The organism is Parahoeflea alexandrii, from assembly GCF_027214025.1.
Lineage (GTDB): Bacteria > Pseudomonadota > Alphaproteobacteria > Rhizobiales > Rhizobiaceae > Hoeflea > Hoeflea alexandrii_A.
The window spans coordinates 415405-430897 of the sequence record NZ_JAPWHB010000002.1 but is presented as its reverse complement, the minus strand read 5'-3'; the positions used below and the strand labels follow the sequence as shown (position 1 = coordinate 430897).

Sequence of the window (15493 nt, the reverse complement as noted above, 5' to 3'; positions counted from 1 at the left end):
TTTGATCAAGGCCCGCGAGACGCTCACGTGGCACAGGGCACACTAATTCAATGGGAGCAAAACAATGAAAAAAACAACATATGCACTGGCGGTCGCGGCGCTGCTCGCGTCCAGCGCGACGGCGCTGGCCGCCGACACCAAGATCGGCCTGCTGATGGACATCACCGGCCCGATCGCAAGCTTCATTCCGCCATTGCAGAATGCGGCCAATCTGGCGGTTCAGCAGGTCAATGAACAGGGTGGCCTGCTCGACGGTCAGGCTGTCCCGGTCTACGGCGACACCACCGGTTCGTCGCAGGGCGCGGTCGACGCCGCCGGCAAGCTGATCAACGTCGAGAACGTGCCGATCATCATGGGCGCGCTGATGTCGGGCACCACCATCGCTGCGGCCGAAGCCGCTGGCATTCCGGCCGGCGTGGTGCAGATTTCGCCAACCGCGACGTCGCCTGCGATGACCGACATCAAGGACAACGACCTTCTCTACCGCATCGTGCCCTCGGACAACTTCCAGGGCCAGGTGCTGGCCAAGATGGTGCTCGACGAGGGCATCAAGAAGGTGGCCGTGACTTTCGTGAACAACGACTACGGCGTCGGTATCGGCGGCACCTTCGTCGAAGCTTACAAGGCGCTCGGCGGCGAAGTGGTGGCCGAAGTCAAGCACGAGGAAAAGAAAAACTCCTACCGCTCCGAACTGGCGACACTGTCGAAAGCCGGTGGCGACGCGCTGGTGGTGGTCGCTTATGCCGGCGATTCCGGCGGCAAGATCGTCAAGCAGGCGATCGAAGGCGGCTTGTTCACCAAGTTCATCGGCACCGATGGCCTGCGCGACGAAGCGCTGATCGCCGATATCGGCGCGGAAGCGCTAGCGACCTCGTTCTTCTCGGCGCCTACCTCGCCGGCCGACAACCCGAACCAGGCCAAGCTGCACGAACTCTACACCGCAGCCTACAACGAGCCTGCCGACAAGCCATTCGTCGACCAGACCTATGACGCCACCTTCCTGGCGCTGCTCGCGGTCGAGCAGGCTGGCTCCGCCGACCGTGCCAAGATGGCTGAAGCGTTGCGCGCCGTTGCCTCGGCTCCGGGCGAAAAGGTCGGTCCGGGCGAATGGGCCAAGGCCAAGGCGCTGATCGCCGAAGGCAAGGACATCGATTATGATGGTGCCGGCGGCAGCTACGACTTCGATGAGAACGGCGACGTGGCCGGCTATATCGGCAAGTTCGTGGTTGACGGCACTGTCTACAAGCAGGTCGCCATCGTCGAGTGATCCTGCCTGAACTGGCCTGAACTGGCCTGAAATTCAGCCCCTCCCTGCGACCAGCGGGGAGGGGCATAAACAAAGCGCGAGCCATCCGTCGGGCAAAGGCCTGCTCGGAAAGGCATCGCCGGCGGTTGAACAAAACCGCATCATGGGGCGCAAATGATATCAGTTGAGCACGTGAAGGTGAGTTACGGCGGCCCCAATGTCGTCGATGACGTCAGCTTCGACATTCCGGCCGGGCGGATTACCGGTCTTATCGGGCCAAACGGCGCCGGCAAGACCACGATGTTCAATGCAATCGCCGGCCATGTTTCGCTCGCGGGCGGCCGTATCCTGCTTGAGGGCAAGGACATCACCGGGCTCAAGCCGCATCAGCGCGCCGAACGCGGGCTGGCGCGCACCTTCCAGATCCCGCACGAGTTCTCGCAGCTGACCGTGATCGAGAATTTCATGGCGGCTGCCGCCACGCCGATCGGTGAGAACGTCTTCAACGTCCTCTTCCGCCGTGGCCGCTTTGCCGCGGAAGAGGAGGCGACCTACCGTGCCGCACGCGACATGGTGGCGTTTCTAGAGATCGACCAGGTCAAGGACGAGAAGGCCGGCAACCTGTCGGGTGGCCAGAAGAAACTGCTGGAACTTGGCCGGGCGCTGATGCGCAAGCCCAAGATCATCCTGCTCGACGAGATCGGCGCCGGCATCAACCGCACGCTGCTGGCCAAGATCTCCGACAAGATCCTGCTTCTGAACAAGGAGCAGGGACTGACATTCTGTCTGATCGAGCACGATCTCGATTATGTCTCCAAGCTGTGCGACGAGGTCATCGTGATGGCGCAGGGAACCCTGCTGATGCGCGGCACGGTCGATGCCGTTCGCCAGGATGCCCGCGTCATCGAAGCCTATTTCGGCGGCGGAAAATACGAGGCCCGGTCATGAGCGCGCTGCTGTCGGTCAAGGGGCTCACTGCCGGCTATGGCGGCGTGCCGATCATTGAGGGCGTCAATCTCGACGTGGCCGAGCATGAAATCTCCGTCATCATCGGGCCGAACGGTGCGGGCAAGTCGACCCTGCTCAAGACCATCTTCGCGCTGACCGCGCGTTCCGAGGGCGAGATCACTTTCGCCGGAAAGGAGATTTCCGGCCTGAAGACGGCGCAACTGGTGCCCTTGGGCATTTCCATGGTGCCGCAGAGCCGCAACGTATTCCCGACGCTCACCGTCGACGAGAACCTCGATGTCGGCACATATGCGGCTCCGCCGAAAGACAAGGAAAAGGTGCGCGAGAACGTGCTGTCGCTGTTTCCCGATCTCAAGGGCAAGCTCGGCCAGGCCGCCGGCGAACTTTCGGGCGGCCAGCGGCAGATGGTGGCGATGGGCCGGGCACTGATGAGCGAGCCGAAGCTGTTGCTGCTCGATGAGCCGACCGCGGGGCTGTCGCCGGCCTATCTCGAGATCATCTTCGACCTGCTGCTCGACGTCCGCAAGCGTGGCGTGACCATTCTGATGGTCGAGCAGAACGCCAAACAGGCGCTCAGGATCGCCGACAACGGCCATGTTCTGGTCAGCGGCAAGAATTTCATATCGGGAACGGGGGAGGCGCTGCTCAATGACGATGCGGTGCGCCGCTCCTTCCTCGGAGGTGCAGCAGCGTGATCGACTTCATCAACCTCTATCTGGTTCCGGGACTGACTATCGGCAGCGTCTATGCGCTGGGCGCGGTCGGCATTTCGATGATCTTCGGCATCCTGCGTTTCGCGCATTTCGCCCATGGCGACCTGATGACCATCGGCGGCTATGGCGTGCTGACGGCGGTCTGGTTCATTCCCATCCATCCGCTGCTGCTGTTGCCGTTCGGCATTGCGCTGGCGATTGTCTCGGCGTTGGCGGTGGACCAGTTCTTCTACAAGCCGTTGAGAAGGCTGCCGACCATCTACACGGTGATCGCCTCCTTCGGCGTGGCGCTGATCTTCCGCTCGCTGGCGCAATTGTTCTGGAGTTCGGGCAACCAGGTGTTCACCTCGGGCGTCCGCATGCCGGTGGTGCTGTTCGACACGTTCCGGATTTCCGAGCTGCACATGCAGGTCATCGTGCTCACCCTGATCATCGCAATTGCGCTTCACTTCTTCCTGACCCGCTCGAAACTCGGCCGCGCCATGCGGGCCGTTTCCGACGAGCCGGAACTTGCAGCGGTTGCGGGGCTCGACACCGAGCGCGTTATCCGCTGGACATGGGTGATCGGCGCGTCAATGGCGGCCACTGCGGGTGTTTTTGCCGGGATGGATACCTCGATGCATCCGAACCTGGGCTGGAACCTGCTGCTGGCGATGTTCGCGGCAGCCGTGCTTGGCGGTATCGGCAAGCCGATGGGCGCCATTGCCGGCGGGCTGATCATCGGTATCGCCGAGGAAACCGCGACCTTTACCTGGCTCAGCGACGAGCCGCTGATTTCACCCTCCTACAAATCCGCCGTGGCCTTCTTCATCATGGTGGCGCTGCTGCTGTTCCGGCCGCAAGGCCTGTTCAAGGGGAGGCTTCTGTAATGGAACTCACCGGCCTGTTCTTCTATCTGGTCAGCGTGCTGATCGCCGGCGGCATCTACGCCGTGCTCTGCCTTGCGCTCAACGTGCAATGGGGCATGGGCGGCCTGTTCAATGCCGGCATCGCCGGGTTCTTCGCGGTCGGCGCCTATACTTCGGCGATCGTGACCACGGCCGTCTCCTCCAAGCATCTGGGCGGTTTCGAACTGCCGATCCCGTTCGGGCTCGCGGCTGCGATGCTCATCGCCGGGGTGACCGGCTGGGTGGTTGCCAAGATCTGCGTGCGGCTGAAGAGCGACTATCTGGCGATGGCCTCGGTCGGCATTGCCGAGATCCTGCGGCTGGTGATTGTCAACGAGTCCTGGCTCACCAATGGCAGCCTCGGTATTGCCGGCGTCCCCCGTCCATTCGGCGATCTGGTGCAGGGCAGGGAAGCCGACCTTCTCTACCTGGCGATGGTGTGGCTGTGCGTACTTGCCGTCTACATCCTGTGCCAGCGGCTCTATGTCAGCCCCTGGGGGCGGACACTTCGTGCGATCCGCGACAACGAGGATTCTGCGCGCGCGGCGGGCAAGGATGTCGACTGGTTCCGGCTGCAGACCTTCGTCATCGGCTGCGCCATCATGGGCCTCGCCGGCGCCTTGTCGGCGCATTACTTCAAGTTCCTGTCGCCATCGGCGACCGAACCGCTGCTGGTGACCTTCCTGGTCTGGGTGATGCTGATGGCCGGCGGATCGGGCAACAACAAGGGCGCGATCGTCGGCGCGCTGGCGATCTGGTTCATCTGGTCGGGGACAGAGATCCTCACCAGTCGGTTGCCGCCGGAATGGATCACGCGGTCGTCCTATATCCGCATGCTGCTGGTCGGGCTGCTCTTGCAGTTCGTGCTGCAGAAGTTCCGCTCCGGGCTGATCCCGGAGAAATCACCGAAGATCAGATCGGACTGAACGGGCCATCAGAGGCCCGCGGATTATTCCGCGGGATCGGCTGGCAGGAAGGAGAGCAGCTTGGCGCGGACGGCGTCGGGCCAGGGCATGGATGTGTGCTCGTCAAGATGGCTCGCCGCCAGCACCTGCCTTGAGGTCCAGCGCTTCTCCTCGCCGCACAGCACGGTGTGCTCCACCGTCATTGATGACCGGCCGACCTTGGTGACGGTGAGTTCGAATGTCAGCTTGTCGCCGAAAAAGGACGGCTTGGAGAAATCGCAGCTCAGGTGCACCGTCGGCGTACCCCAGCGTTCCTTCCAGATGATTTCGTGCCAGGGAAAGCCGATCGCAGACCAGAATTCCTCGTTCACGCCATTGAGCAGGTTGAGGTAGGATGGATAATAGGCGGTGCCGGAAATGTCGCAGTCGCCGAAATGCAGCATGCGGTCGGTTGTGAAGCTGACGGTCATGATCCCCCCTGAACGTAAATGCGCTTCGGGTTTCGCACGCAGAACGCCATGAGGCAACTCCCCAATCGGTGTGAAAAAGCGGGATGGCTGGCGTCCGCGGGGTTTTGGTCTGGCATGATCAGGCGAACGCCCGGGCATGAAGCCCGGCCGTCGCGCATGTCCGGGACTGCGCTCAGAGTGCAGCCAGAATCGACTTCTCGATCTGGTCGGTGGGACTGTTGACCAGGGTCTTTGGCAATTCCAGCATGATCTTGTCGGTCACGCTGACATGCAGGCTCGGACGCGTCTCGCCGAGTGTCTCCGGGTCAAGCACGAGAATCAGATTGTCGAACTTGTGCGCCTGGGCCATGCCGTAGAGATGATTTGCCAGGATCTTGGCGAAGGTGGCTTCCATCGATTCCTTGTCGGTCATGTCGGGCGGCTGTTTGCCCGATGGGCCTTGATCGGCAAGGTCGCCGGGCTCGAGATCCTTGGCGTGGTGCAATCTGAGTTCGCCGCTCTTGCCGGCATTGCGGTAGAATTGAGCGCCTTCTCCCGTGCCGACGACGATCAGGGTTTGGTGAGGAACAGGTAGATGTGACATGAAGTCTCCCGGCTGATTATCTGGTGAAGGTTTGGCTTGAGCATGATGCCAGCCAAAAGTGGCCCTCGGGGGGCAGCCGCCGATGCGACTGCCCAAACCGGGATCATGCGGCCTGGCGTTTATGCTCGCCTTCGCGGACTTCCTCGATGATCTTGTTGACGAAGGCTTCGAGATCCTTGGGTGAACGGCTGGTGATGATGCCGTTGTCGATGGCGATCTCGCTGTCGATCCATTTCGCGCCGGCATTCTGCATGTCCGTGCGGATCGAATGGTAGGACGTCGCCTCGCGGCCCTTGATGACGTCCGCCTCGATCAGCAGCCAGGGCGCATGGCAGATGGCGGCGACGATCTTGTTGCTGGTGACGAAATTGCGAACCAGTTGGACGGCATTCTCCTCGACCCTGAGGAGATCGGGATTGATCTGGCCGCCGGGCAGCACAAGCGCGATGTAGTCATCGACCTTGACGTCGGAAATCTTCAGGTCGGCTTCGACGGTGCCGCCCCAGTCCTTGTTGTCCCAGCCCTTGATCGGCTTGCCGTCGAGGGTGGCAACGTGAACGGTGGCGCCGGCCTTCCGGAGCTGATCGAGCGGATATTCGAGCTCTGACTGCTCGAAACCGTGTGTCGACATGATGAGAATCTTGGAGTTTTCCATTGTGGGCATGATTTGCTCCCTGGTGATGAAACTTACAGGGTGCCAACGTCAGCGCCCGCGCAGAGTTCCGAAGTTTTCCAAGAAACCGCAATCGGGCCAGTGAACGCAGTGTCACGGGTTTCCGCGCGTGCCGTGACGCGCGGAACAAATTGACAGCCGCCGAATGACGAATTACCACCGGCCTATTCTCAGGGCGGGGTGAAATTCCCCACCGGCGGTTACAGCCCGCGAGCGCCACCCTCGGGTGGGTCAGCAGACACTGGTGGAATTCCAGGGCCGACGGTTAGAGTCCGGATGGTAGAGAATGGGCGTGATGCAGCAGGATTGAAAACCTGCTGCGGGCGCTTGTGCGCTCTGGGATCTTGTCATTATTGAAAGGATCCGAGCAATGACAAAATCCCTCAAAATTGCTTTCATCAAGGCGCGCTGGCATGCCGATATCGTCAACCAGGCGCTTGTCGGTTTCGAGCAGCGGTTGTCGGAACTGGGGCTCGATGCCGAAGTCAGGGCATTCGACGTTCCAGGTGCTTTCGAAATGCCGCTGCTGGCACAGAAACTCGCCAAGACCGGTGACTACGACGCGGTCGTTGCCGCGGCGCTGGTGGTCGACGGCGGCATCTACCGGCATGATTTCGTCGCCCAGGCGGTGGTGACCGGGCTGATGGATGTCCAGCTGAAGACAGAAGTACCGGTGTTCTCTGTGTCGCTGACGCCGCATCATTTCCAGCCCAAGGGCGAGCACGAGGCGTTCTTCACCACGCATTTCGTCCAGAAGGGCCGCGAGGCGGCGGATGCCGTGGCGCAGGTGGCAAGCCTGAAAATCTGATCGGGTTCCAGACAGACAATTCGAAAACCCCGCGCGGAGGGGGTAATCCGGGCGGGGTTTTCCGGCTCGCAGGTGCGGGCCATGGGGTATCAGGTGTCGCGAAGGGCAGTGATCAGTTGGTTCTTGCTCATCGACGAACGGCCATCGATGTCGAGTTCCCGAGCACGCTGGTAGAGTTCGTCCCTGGTCCACTCCTTATAGGGCGGGGCCTTGCCGCCCTTCGACGAGGGGTGCTGACTGTCATTGGCCTGGGCGTTGGCAATGCGGGCGGCCTTCTCTTTGGAGGCGCCGTCGTTGCGTAAGGCTTCGTAGGTGTCGCTGTTCTTGACCGAAGGTCCATGTCTGCTGCTGGCCATGGCTTTGCCCTCTTTCCTGCGGGGTTGGTCGGGATCGTTTTCAGACCCGGGTTGCGAGTTGGGAAATGGCTGCGTCGATTTCGCCGAGCAACGGGGCCATGTCGTTGCCGAAATCGGCATGGGACCGCGCCTCGACTTCGGCGCGCATCGCCTTCAGGGTCTCGAGCCGCTGCTCGGTCGGCTGCTGCGACATCAGCACTGCGTTGATATCGTCGGCGGTCAGCGTCTGGGCGATGCCGTCGATGTCAGCGTCGCCACCCACCTGGGCGTCAACGGGATCGACGTTCGAACTGGTCTTTTCTATCGGCATGAAGGCCTCCGCTGCGGTTTCGTCATCAACGCACGAATGCCGAAACTGGTTCCATCCGGTCCGGGCCGACTACAAGCAGGCCGGAGGGCAGGCGGGAGTTTCGCGCCGGTGAGAATTGAGCGATATGCAGGTCAGGCTGGCCGGGTGAAAACCCGGTGCCCGGTAAACCAGTGAAAAAACCCGATGAGCAGCGATCCACCACATCGATTTGCTATCGCTCCCATGATGGATTGGACGGGCATTCTGAAAAAAGTGCGGAAAATCATTTAGTTACGGCTCCCATATTCTGATTGTTGGACTTTTGTTGTGATCGGCGTGGAGCTCTCAAAGCTGATCGCAATGTTCGTCATTCGGAATATCCATAAACCGGGAGGTCGAGCCACCGATCGGATGAAAAGCTGAAAATCCTCGACAACAGTACGTTGATCTTCCTTCCGTCTCGAACACCTGAGCGGAACCCGCTCAAGAACGCCTGGCAGTACATGCTCGCCAACTGGCTCCCAGACTGCGTATTCGGGTACTGCGAGGCAATCCTTGATGCCGCTTGTGAAGCCTGGCGAAAACTGATCGCAAATCCTTGCGCGAGCACCTCCATTGGATCACGCAAATGAGCCTGTATCGGTCAAATGCTATGACCCGTGGTATTGGGCACATTCTGTCAGATGGTTGGACGATTTTTGAAACGCGAGTTGCAGACAGTTAATCGTCCGGCTCATCGAAACGGGGGATGAACTCCGCCGCGAACCGGCCCTGCCCGGACATCAATGCAAAATACTGGCGACAGACTGCGTTTTCCATCCTCGCGCGACTGGCAAAAATCCCCGCCAAGCGGCGACAATGTGTGGTCGAGGTGGTTGCGATGGTCCTGTGTGGTCTTGCATTGGGTGCACCCACGTCGTGACGACCGATGCGATCAGCTTGCACGAGCGCGCTGGTGCTTCCTCCCCTCGTCAGCGCCGATGCAGCAGGGGAAAGCCACCAATGTCTACTCAATCTGTGAGGGGTGATAGCCGATGTCATCGTCGAGCGGTGTCTCGTAGGTCATGAGCAGGTAGCCGAGGGTTGAGTAGAACCCCACGGTTGCTATCAGGTCGATCACGGCGTCACGTCCAAAAATGCCTGCCAGTTCGGCCTCCTGCGCCGATGTCAGCCGCCTGTCGTCGAGAAGGGCGTCAACGGCACGCACCAGCAGGAGGTCATGGCCCTCGGCGCCGCTGCGTATCGCCTCGATCCGGTCGCTTTCAAACCCCAACTTGCGGGCGCGGTCCACATGTTGCGACCATTCGTAGTCGGAACCGAGCCGATAGGCCGCGCGCAGGATGACCACTTCGAGGCGCTCCGGCCCAAGGGCGTTTTCCTTCACGATATGCTGGCGAAGCGGCGCCCATGCGCGCAGCAGCGCGGGGTGATGGGCCATGGTGCGATAGACGTTCAACCCGGTCGCGAACCCACCCTTCATGTCGGCCAGCCTATCGGGCCAGGCTTCGTCGGAGATCGGTGGGCAGGGGGAGGAGGGCCGTGTCATTCGATGTCTTTCAGGGCGTTGGCGTAGATCTCGGGTGCGCGGTCGGTCCAGATGCCGGTGGCGGCGCGGTAGCGGGTGACTTCGCCGAGGTCGATCTCGACGCGCATCACGTCCTCGCCGTCATGGTCCAGGCGGCCGAGTAGCTTTCCATCGGGGGCCACCGCGCAGGAGCGCCCGAAGAAGCGGGCAGTACCATGGCGCCCGGCGCGGTTGCACGATAGCACGAAGACGCCGTTCTCTATGGCGCGCGTGTAACAGCGGTGGACGAAGAGATCCTCGTCGGTCACCGGCGCGCCCTCGGGTCCGAACGAGGCCCAGATCGAGGCGATGAGGGTGGCGCCCTTCAAGGCGAGCACCCGGGTGATCTCGGGAAAGCGGATATCATAGCAAATCTGCATTCCTATGCGGGTCCCCAGTGTCGCGAACGGCTCTATCCGCCGGCCGGGCGTGAAATAGAGCTTCTCGTTGTGCCAGCGATGGACCTTGGCATAATGGCCCGCCACGCCCTCGGGCGTCACCAGCAGGGCGACGTTGCGGATGACGCCGGCGTTTACCGGGTCGCGCAGGCCCAGTCCGAGGATGGCGGTAACCGCTCGCTCCCGGCAGATCTCGGCCACCCGGGCGATCTCGGGCCCGTCGATCTCGGCACAGGCCGCGACCAGGGCCGCGCCGTAGTCGGGCGTCTCGGTCACGAAGGGGCCGCCGGGGACGAGCGGCTCGACATAGCCGGTGTTGGCGAGCTCGGGGAAGATCACCAGATCCGCCCCCGTCGCCGCTTCGGTTTCGAGCAGGCCGAACATCTTGTCGAAATTCGCCTTCGGCGCCAGCGGCACCGCATCCATCTGCATAAGAGAGGCCCGGATCATGACGGTACCGGAATCCCGACCGGTTGCCCCGCCACGAAATCCCACGACCGGCCTGGCGCTGCGTCGATCAGCGCCGCTGTATAGGGGTGTTTCGGATTGGCGAGCACCTCGGAGGCCGGCCCCATCTCGACCACTCGGCCGTTCCGCATCACCATCACCTCGTCGCAAATCTGCGCTGCGACCCGCAAATCGTGGGTGATGAAGAGCATCGAAAGGTTGCGTTCGCGCCGGATCTGATCGAGCAGGTCGAGGACCTGCGCCTGCACCGAAACATCGAGCGCCGAAACCGCCTCGTCCGCCACGATGATTTCGGGCTCCATCAGCAGCGCGCGGGCGATTGCGATCCGCTGCCGCTGACCGCCCGAGAATTGGTGCGGGTAACGCAAGAGCCCCGTGGGGTCGAGCCCCACAATCTCCATGACCTCGGCGGCACGGGCATGGATCGAAGTCCGGTCCTCGCCGTAGTTCATGGGCCCTTCGCTGAGGCTTTCGAGGATCGGGATGCGCGGGTTGAGCGACCGGTTCGGGTCCTGGAACACCATCTGGAGCCGCTTGCGCGCCCGCATCAGGGCGCCGCCCTGCACCGTAGAGATGTCGTGCCCGTCCAGAAGGATTGCGCCGGAGCTGGGATCTTCGAGACGCATCACGCAGCGCGCCACGGTCGACTTGCCCGATCCGCTTTCGCCGACGATGCCGAGGGTGCGACCGCGGCGGAGGCAGAACGACACCTCGTCCACCGCCTTCACCACGTGATCGGGCTTTCCAATCAGCCGGGCGAGGGGATTGCCCAGCCGGAACTCCTTGGACAGAGCGCTGACTTCGAGCACGATATCGCCCCGTTCTTCTCCGGCAGGCTCTGGCGGCGTCAGCGAGGGGATCGCGGCCAGCAGGCTGCGCGTATAGTCGGTCTTTGGTGCGGCCAGCAGCTCGTGCACCGGGCCGGTTTCCATCACCTCGCCGTTGCGCATGACGCAGACGCGGTCAGCGATATCAACCACCACGCCCATGTCGTGGGTAATGAAAAGGACAGCCGTACCGTTTTCCTCCTGAAGCTGGCGGATCAGAGTCAGGATCTGCTTTTGCGTCGTCACGTCGAGGGCGGTAGTGGGTTCGTCGGCAATCAGCAGGCGCGGCTTCAGGGCTAGTGCCATCGCGATCATCACCCGCTGCCGCTGGCCGCCCGAAAGCTGGTGCGGGAAGCTGTCGTAGATGCGCGGCGGATTTGGAAGCTGTACCGCCTCGAAGGCCTCGAACACCGCCTGGCGCCGGTCGGGCCCGGTCATCTTGCGGTGGGCGAGAAAGACCTCCTCCATCTGCAGTCCGATGCGCAGAACCGGGTTCAGCGCCGTCATAGGCTCCTGGAAGACCATCGCCATCTCGGCTCCGCGCAGTGCTTTGGTGCGCGCCGGCGTTGCGGTCAGGATGTCTTCGCCGTTCAACAGGACCGCGCCGCCGGTGGGGCGGATCTCCTGCTTTGGCAAAAGGTCCATCGCGACCAGCGATGTCACGGACTTGCCCGATCCGCTCTCGCCGACGAGACAGACAATTTCGCCCGGGTTCACGTCGAAGCTGATCCCCTTCAGGATCTCGGTCGGATTCGTGCCGGTGGTGGCGACATGAAGGTTGCGCACCGAGAGGGCGGGCGTGAGTGCAGCTTTCATCGGGGCAGCTCCTTCAGGTCCGTCATCAGCCTCTGGCTTTCATCTTGGGGTCCAGGCTATCCCGCAGGGCGTCGCCGAGAATGTTGATCGACAGGATGCAGAACGACAGGACGACGGCGGGCCAAAACACCAGCGAGGGGGTCAGTGCGAAATAGAGCCGTCCCTCGGCCATGATGTTCCCCCAGGTCGGCGTCTCAGTTCCGATCCCGACCCCGAGAAACGACAGCGCCGCTTCGGTGAGGATGGCGGCTGCGTAAATATAGGTGCCCTGCACGATCATCGGGCCGAAGGTCGCCGGCAGCAGGTGGCGCCAGATGATCCGGGTCGATGAGGTGCCTAGCAACCTCGCCGCTTCGACATAGGCCTCGTTGCGCACCGAAATGACGCGGGCGCGCACGAGGCGCACGACCTGCGGGATCTCGGGCAGCATGATGGCGATGATCACAGTCACCAGCCCGGCCTTGGTCAGGGCCACCACGGCGATCGCCAGGAGGATGCCGGGGATTGCCATCAGGCCGTCCATGATCCGCATCAGCACCCCGTCGGCCAAGGGAAACCACCCAGCGATCAGCCCCAGCGGCAGGCCGATTGCGAGCGAGCCCAGCGCGGTGCTGAAGCCCACGATCATCGAGATCCGGGCGCCATAGAGCACGCGCGAAAACAGGTCGCGGCCATAGCTGTCGGTGCCCATCCAATGGGTGGCATCGGCGGGCTTGAGCCGCATCATCGAGTTCAGTTCGGTTGGCTCGAAGGGCGCGAGGAGCGGGGCAAAGGCGCCTGCCAGCACTATCAGGGCGAGCACGACGATCGCCGCCACGGTCAACCAGCCTGGCCGGGGCAGGGCAAGAAGGCGGCGCGCGCGGGCGGCGCGGACAGAGATCATGTCGGTCATTGGTAGCGCACTCGCGGGTCGGTCAGGGCATAGGAAAGGTCTATCAGCAGGTTGATCAGCACGTAGATGCCGGCTGTCAGCAGGATGATCGCCTGAATCAGCGGGTAGTCGCGCGCCAGCACGGCATCTACAACGAGCCGCCCCAACCCGGGGATGTTGAAGACGCTTTCGGTCACGACCACGCCCGAGATCAGCATGGCGAAGCCGGTGCCGACAATCGTGAGGATCGGGATCGCGGCATTGCGCAGGGCGTGGCGGAACAGCACCACGCTTTCGTTCAGCCCCTTGGCGCGGGCGGTGCGGACATAATCTTCCTGCAGGATCTCGAGCATCGAGGCGCGGGTCATTCGCGACACCAGCGCGATATAGATCGAGGCCAGTGCCAGGGCCGGCAGGAAGATGCGCTGCAGAAAGGGCACCAGCCCCTCGGACAGCGGACGATAGCCCTGTACCGGCAGCAATTGCAGGTTCACTGCGAAGACCGAGATCAGCACATAGCCGGTCACGAAGACGGGCACTGAAAACCCAAGTACCGAGAAGATCATCACCGCCCGGTCGAGCAGCTTGCCATGGCGCCATGCGGCCATTACCCCAAGCGGCAGGGCGAAGAACAGCGTCAGTGACATCGCCGCGAGCGCGAGCGAAAGCGTAGGACCGATGCGCTGGCCGATAAGGGTCAGAACCGGCTTCTGCGAAATCAGCGAGACGCCGAAGTCGCCGCGCATGAGGTTGCCCATCCAGGTCACGAATTGCCCCAGCAACGGCTCGTCCAGCCCAAGGTTTTCACGGATGGTCTCAAGCTGGGCCTGGGTCGCCTGATCGCCCGCGATGATGATCGCCGGATCGCCGGGCGTCAGCCGCAGGAGCAGGAAGACGAAGACGGCGACGAAGAACATCACCGGAATGGCCATGAGCAGTCGTTTGACGAAATAGTGAATCATGCAGGGGCTCCGCTCTGCCTCTCCGGGGGCCGTTTGGCTTGGGAGGCAACGGCGAGCCGGTCGGCCCGCCGTTGCCTCAGGGGATCAGCGATGTATGCCCCAGAACTGGTTCACCATGCCGGGAACGATGCCGTCAAGATCAGCGCTCCAGGCCGAGAGGCTCATAAACTCGCCGCCGTTGAAGTAGAAGGCCTGGTCGTAGACAAGTTGCTGGATCTGCGTCGCGGCCGCCTTTTGCTCCTCGAAGGTCGGGGCGGCGACATAGGCCGCGCGCAGCGCTTCGACCTCGTCGCTCTTGCGCCAGCCGGACCAGGCGCTCGGGTCGCCGGTGCCGTCGATCAGAACGCTGGAGAGCGGGTTCCAGATGCCTTCGACCCCCCAAAAAGTGAAGAACATGTTCCATCCGCCGTCAGCTACCGGCTCCATGCTGGTGCGGCGCGAGCTGAGAGTGGCCCAGTCCATCGAGGCGACCTCGACGTTGAACCCGGCTTCGCGCAGGCGTTCGGCTGCCACGATCGGCGGTGCCTGCAACACCGCGATGTCGGTTGGCTGGAGCATCAGCACCGGGGTGCCGTCATAGTCGCTCGCCGCGAGGATCTCTTTAGCCTTGGCCATACGCTCGTCGGCGCTGCCGTTGAGATATTCCGACCCGGCTTCCGAGGCGAGAGGCACCGAGCAGCCGTAGATCGAGGCGCAAAGGGTAAAATACTTGGGGTTGCCGATTGCCGTCATCAGGATCTGCTCCTGGTCGAGCGCATACATTGCGGCGCGGCGCACATCGACATCGTCGAAGGGCGGGAGCAGGTGGTTGAACTGGCCGGTGACCTGCGAGCCGACCGGCTTTATCACGCCGTAGTCGATCGTGTCGCTCATCTCGACCAGCGGCACGAGATCGGTCGGCAGGGATTCGAGATAATCCACGTCACCCGCCCGCAGTGCGTTGATCGCGGTCTGGATGTCGGGCATGACTTCCCAGATCACGCGGTCGAAATGCACGACCTTGCCACCGGCATTGCCGGAGGCGGGCTCGTCGCGGGGAACATAACCGTCAAATTTCTCGTAGACCGCGCGCACGCCGGGCTGGAATTCGTCTGCCACGAACATGAAGGGCCCCGAGCCGGTCATATCGGTGATCTGCTCGCCCTTCGGGGTCTCCGCAAGCCGTTTGGGCAGAATGAAGGCGGGAATCGGCGACGGTTTGGCCAGGAGGTCGGGCAGTTGACCAAACGGAGCGGACAGGGTGATAGTGAACTCCTTGTCCGAGCTGGCGTCCATGCTCTTGACAAAGCCCATCATCTTGCCGCCTGCGCCGTCATGGTCAGCCCAGCGTTTCAGCGAGGCGATGCAATCCGCGGCAGTCACCGGGGTGCCGTCGTGGAACGTGAGGCCATCGCGCAGGGTGAAGGTGTAGACAAGGTTGTCGTCGGAGACGGCGTAGGAGGCCATTTCGGGCTGCACCTTCATGTCGCCGTCGAGGCCGAGCAGCGTGTCGTAGACCATGAAACCGTGGGTCCGGGTGATGCGCGCGGTGCTGGTGGTCGCGTCGAGGCTGCGCAGGGGCGCGCTTAGGACGACGTTCAGGTCATCGGCGCGGGTGAAGCCGGGCAGGGCCAGCATAGACGCCACGCAGGCCGTGGCCAAGAGGCAGGAACGAAGGCTAAGTGTCATTGTGTTTATCTCCTGTCGGT

At 62.5% G+C, this 15493-nt stretch carries 17 protein-coding genes and 1 riboswitch; of the genes, 6 read left to right on the top strand and 11 right to left on the bottom strand.

Features of this window, described 5'->3' with window-relative positions; all coding sequences use genetic code 11:
- Nucleotides 1-64: 64 nt before the first annotated feature.
- The 5 genes from O4H62_RS08250 to O4H62_RS08230 all read left to right on the top strand — a co-directional run bounded on the left by O4H62_RS08250 (nucleotide 65) and on the right by O4H62_RS08230 (nucleotide 4741).
- Nucleotides 65-1267, top strand: a complete 1203-nt coding sequence (locus tag O4H62_RS08250) for an ABC transporter substrate-binding protein (protein WP_269386929.1) — start codon at nucleotides 65-67, stop codon at nucleotides 1265-1267.
- A 153-nt stretch (nucleotides 1268-1420) separates the two neighbouring features.
- A complete protein-coding gene (locus O4H62_RS08245; protein WP_269386928.1) occupies nucleotides 1421-2194 on the top strand; it encodes an ABC transporter ATP-binding protein in 774 nt (257 codons plus the stop codon).
- A complete protein-coding gene (locus O4H62_RS08240; protein WP_269386927.1) occupies nucleotides 2191-2910 on the top strand; it encodes an ABC transporter ATP-binding protein in 720 nt (239 codons plus the stop codon). Before O4H62_RS08245 ends, O4H62_RS08240 begins: the two co-directional genes overlap by 4 nt.
- Nucleotides 2907-3797, top strand: coding sequence for a branched-chain amino acid ABC transporter permease (locus O4H62_RS08235; protein ID WP_269386926.1), 891 nt, complete (start codon nucleotides 2907-2909; stop codon nucleotides 3795-3797). Before O4H62_RS08240 ends, O4H62_RS08235 begins: the two co-directional genes overlap by 4 nt.
- On the top strand, nucleotides 3797-4741 hold the full coding sequence (locus tag O4H62_RS08230) for a branched-chain amino acid ABC transporter permease (protein ID WP_269386925.1): 945 nt from the start codon (nucleotides 3797-3799) through the stop codon (nucleotides 4739-4741). Before O4H62_RS08235 ends, O4H62_RS08230 begins: the two co-directional genes overlap by 1 nt.
- A 23-nt stretch (nucleotides 4742-4764) precedes the next feature.
- Here O4H62_RS08230 and O4H62_RS08225 read toward each other — a convergent pair whose 3' ends face one another.
- The 3 genes from O4H62_RS08225 to O4H62_RS08215 form a co-directional block, all read right to left on the bottom strand.
- On the bottom strand, nucleotides 4765-5190 hold the full coding sequence (locus O4H62_RS08225; protein WP_269386924.1) for an acyl-CoA thioesterase: 426 nt from the start codon (nucleotides 5188-5190) through the stop codon (nucleotides 4765-4767).
- 172 nt (nucleotides 5191-5362) lie between these two features.
- Nucleotides 5363-5773, bottom strand: coding sequence for a host attachment family protein (locus O4H62_RS08220; RefSeq protein ID WP_269386923.1), 411 nt, complete (start codon nucleotides 5771-5773; stop codon nucleotides 5363-5365).
- A 103-nt stretch (nucleotides 5774-5876) separates the two neighbouring features.
- The gene (locus O4H62_RS08215; RefSeq protein ID WP_269386921.1) at nucleotides 5877-6437 is read right to left on the bottom strand and encodes a type 1 glutamine amidotransferase domain-containing protein; all 561 of its coding nucleotides are present in this window, start codon (nucleotides 6435-6437) and stop codon (nucleotides 5877-5879) included.
- Nucleotides 6438-6608: 171 nt separating this feature from the next.
- Nucleotides 6609-6738, top strand: a riboswitch (FMN riboswitch).
- Nucleotides 6739-6816: 78 nt separating this feature from the next.
- Here O4H62_RS08215 and O4H62_RS08210 point away from each other — a divergent pair.
- Nucleotides 6817-7254: a 6,7-dimethyl-8-ribityllumazine synthase gene (locus O4H62_RS08210; protein ID WP_269386920.1), complete on the top strand. Its 438-nt coding sequence runs from the start codon at nucleotides 6817-6819 to the stop codon at nucleotides 7252-7254.
- A gap of 89 nt (nucleotides 7255-7343) precedes the next feature.
- Here the strand turns inward: O4H62_RS08210 and O4H62_RS08205 are convergent, their stop codons facing one another.
- From O4H62_RS08205 to O4H62_RS08170, 8 genes are all read right to left on the bottom strand, one after another.
- A complete protein-coding gene (locus tag O4H62_RS08205) occupies nucleotides 7344-7610 on the bottom strand; it encodes a DUF7218 family protein (RefSeq protein ID WP_269386919.1) in 267 nt (88 codons plus the stop codon).
- 40 nt (nucleotides 7611-7650) lie between these two features.
- Nucleotides 7651-7920, bottom strand: a complete 270-nt coding sequence (locus O4H62_RS08200) for a hypothetical protein (RefSeq protein WP_269386918.1) — start codon at nucleotides 7918-7920, stop codon at nucleotides 7651-7653.
- Between the two features lie 985 nt (nucleotides 7921-8905).
- Nucleotides 8906-9379: a carboxymuconolactone decarboxylase family protein gene (locus O4H62_RS08195; protein ID WP_269386917.1), complete on the bottom strand. Its 474-nt coding sequence runs from the start codon at nucleotides 9377-9379 to the stop codon at nucleotides 8906-8908.
- Nucleotides 9380-9441: 62 nt separating this feature from the next.
- Nucleotides 9442-10311, bottom strand: coding sequence for a carbon-nitrogen hydrolase family protein (locus tag O4H62_RS08190; RefSeq protein ID WP_269386916.1), 870 nt, complete (start codon nucleotides 10309-10311; stop codon nucleotides 9442-9444).
- Nucleotides 10308-11972, bottom strand: a complete 1665-nt coding sequence (locus O4H62_RS08185; protein WP_269386915.1) for an ABC transporter ATP-binding protein — start codon at nucleotides 11970-11972, stop codon at nucleotides 10308-10310. Before O4H62_RS08185 ends, O4H62_RS08190 begins: the two co-directional genes overlap by 4 nt.
- 25 nt (nucleotides 11973-11997) lie before the next feature.
- Nucleotides 11998-12864 (bottom strand): ABC transporter permease, encoded by an 867-nt coding sequence (locus O4H62_RS08180; RefSeq protein WP_269386914.1) that lies wholly within the window; start codon nucleotides 12862-12864, stop codon nucleotides 11998-12000.
- Nucleotides 12861-13805: an ABC transporter permease gene (locus O4H62_RS08175; protein ID WP_269386912.1), complete on the bottom strand. Its 945-nt coding sequence runs from the start codon at nucleotides 13803-13805 to the stop codon at nucleotides 12861-12863. Before O4H62_RS08175 ends, O4H62_RS08180 begins: the two co-directional genes overlap by 4 nt.
- Before the next feature lie 84 nt (nucleotides 13806-13889).
- The gene (locus tag O4H62_RS08170; RefSeq protein ID WP_269386911.1) at nucleotides 13890-15473 is read right to left on the bottom strand and encodes an ABC transporter substrate-binding protein; all 1584 of its coding nucleotides are present in this window, start codon (nucleotides 15471-15473) and stop codon (nucleotides 13890-13892) included.
- Between the last annotated feature and the right edge of the window lie 20 nt (nucleotides 15474-15493).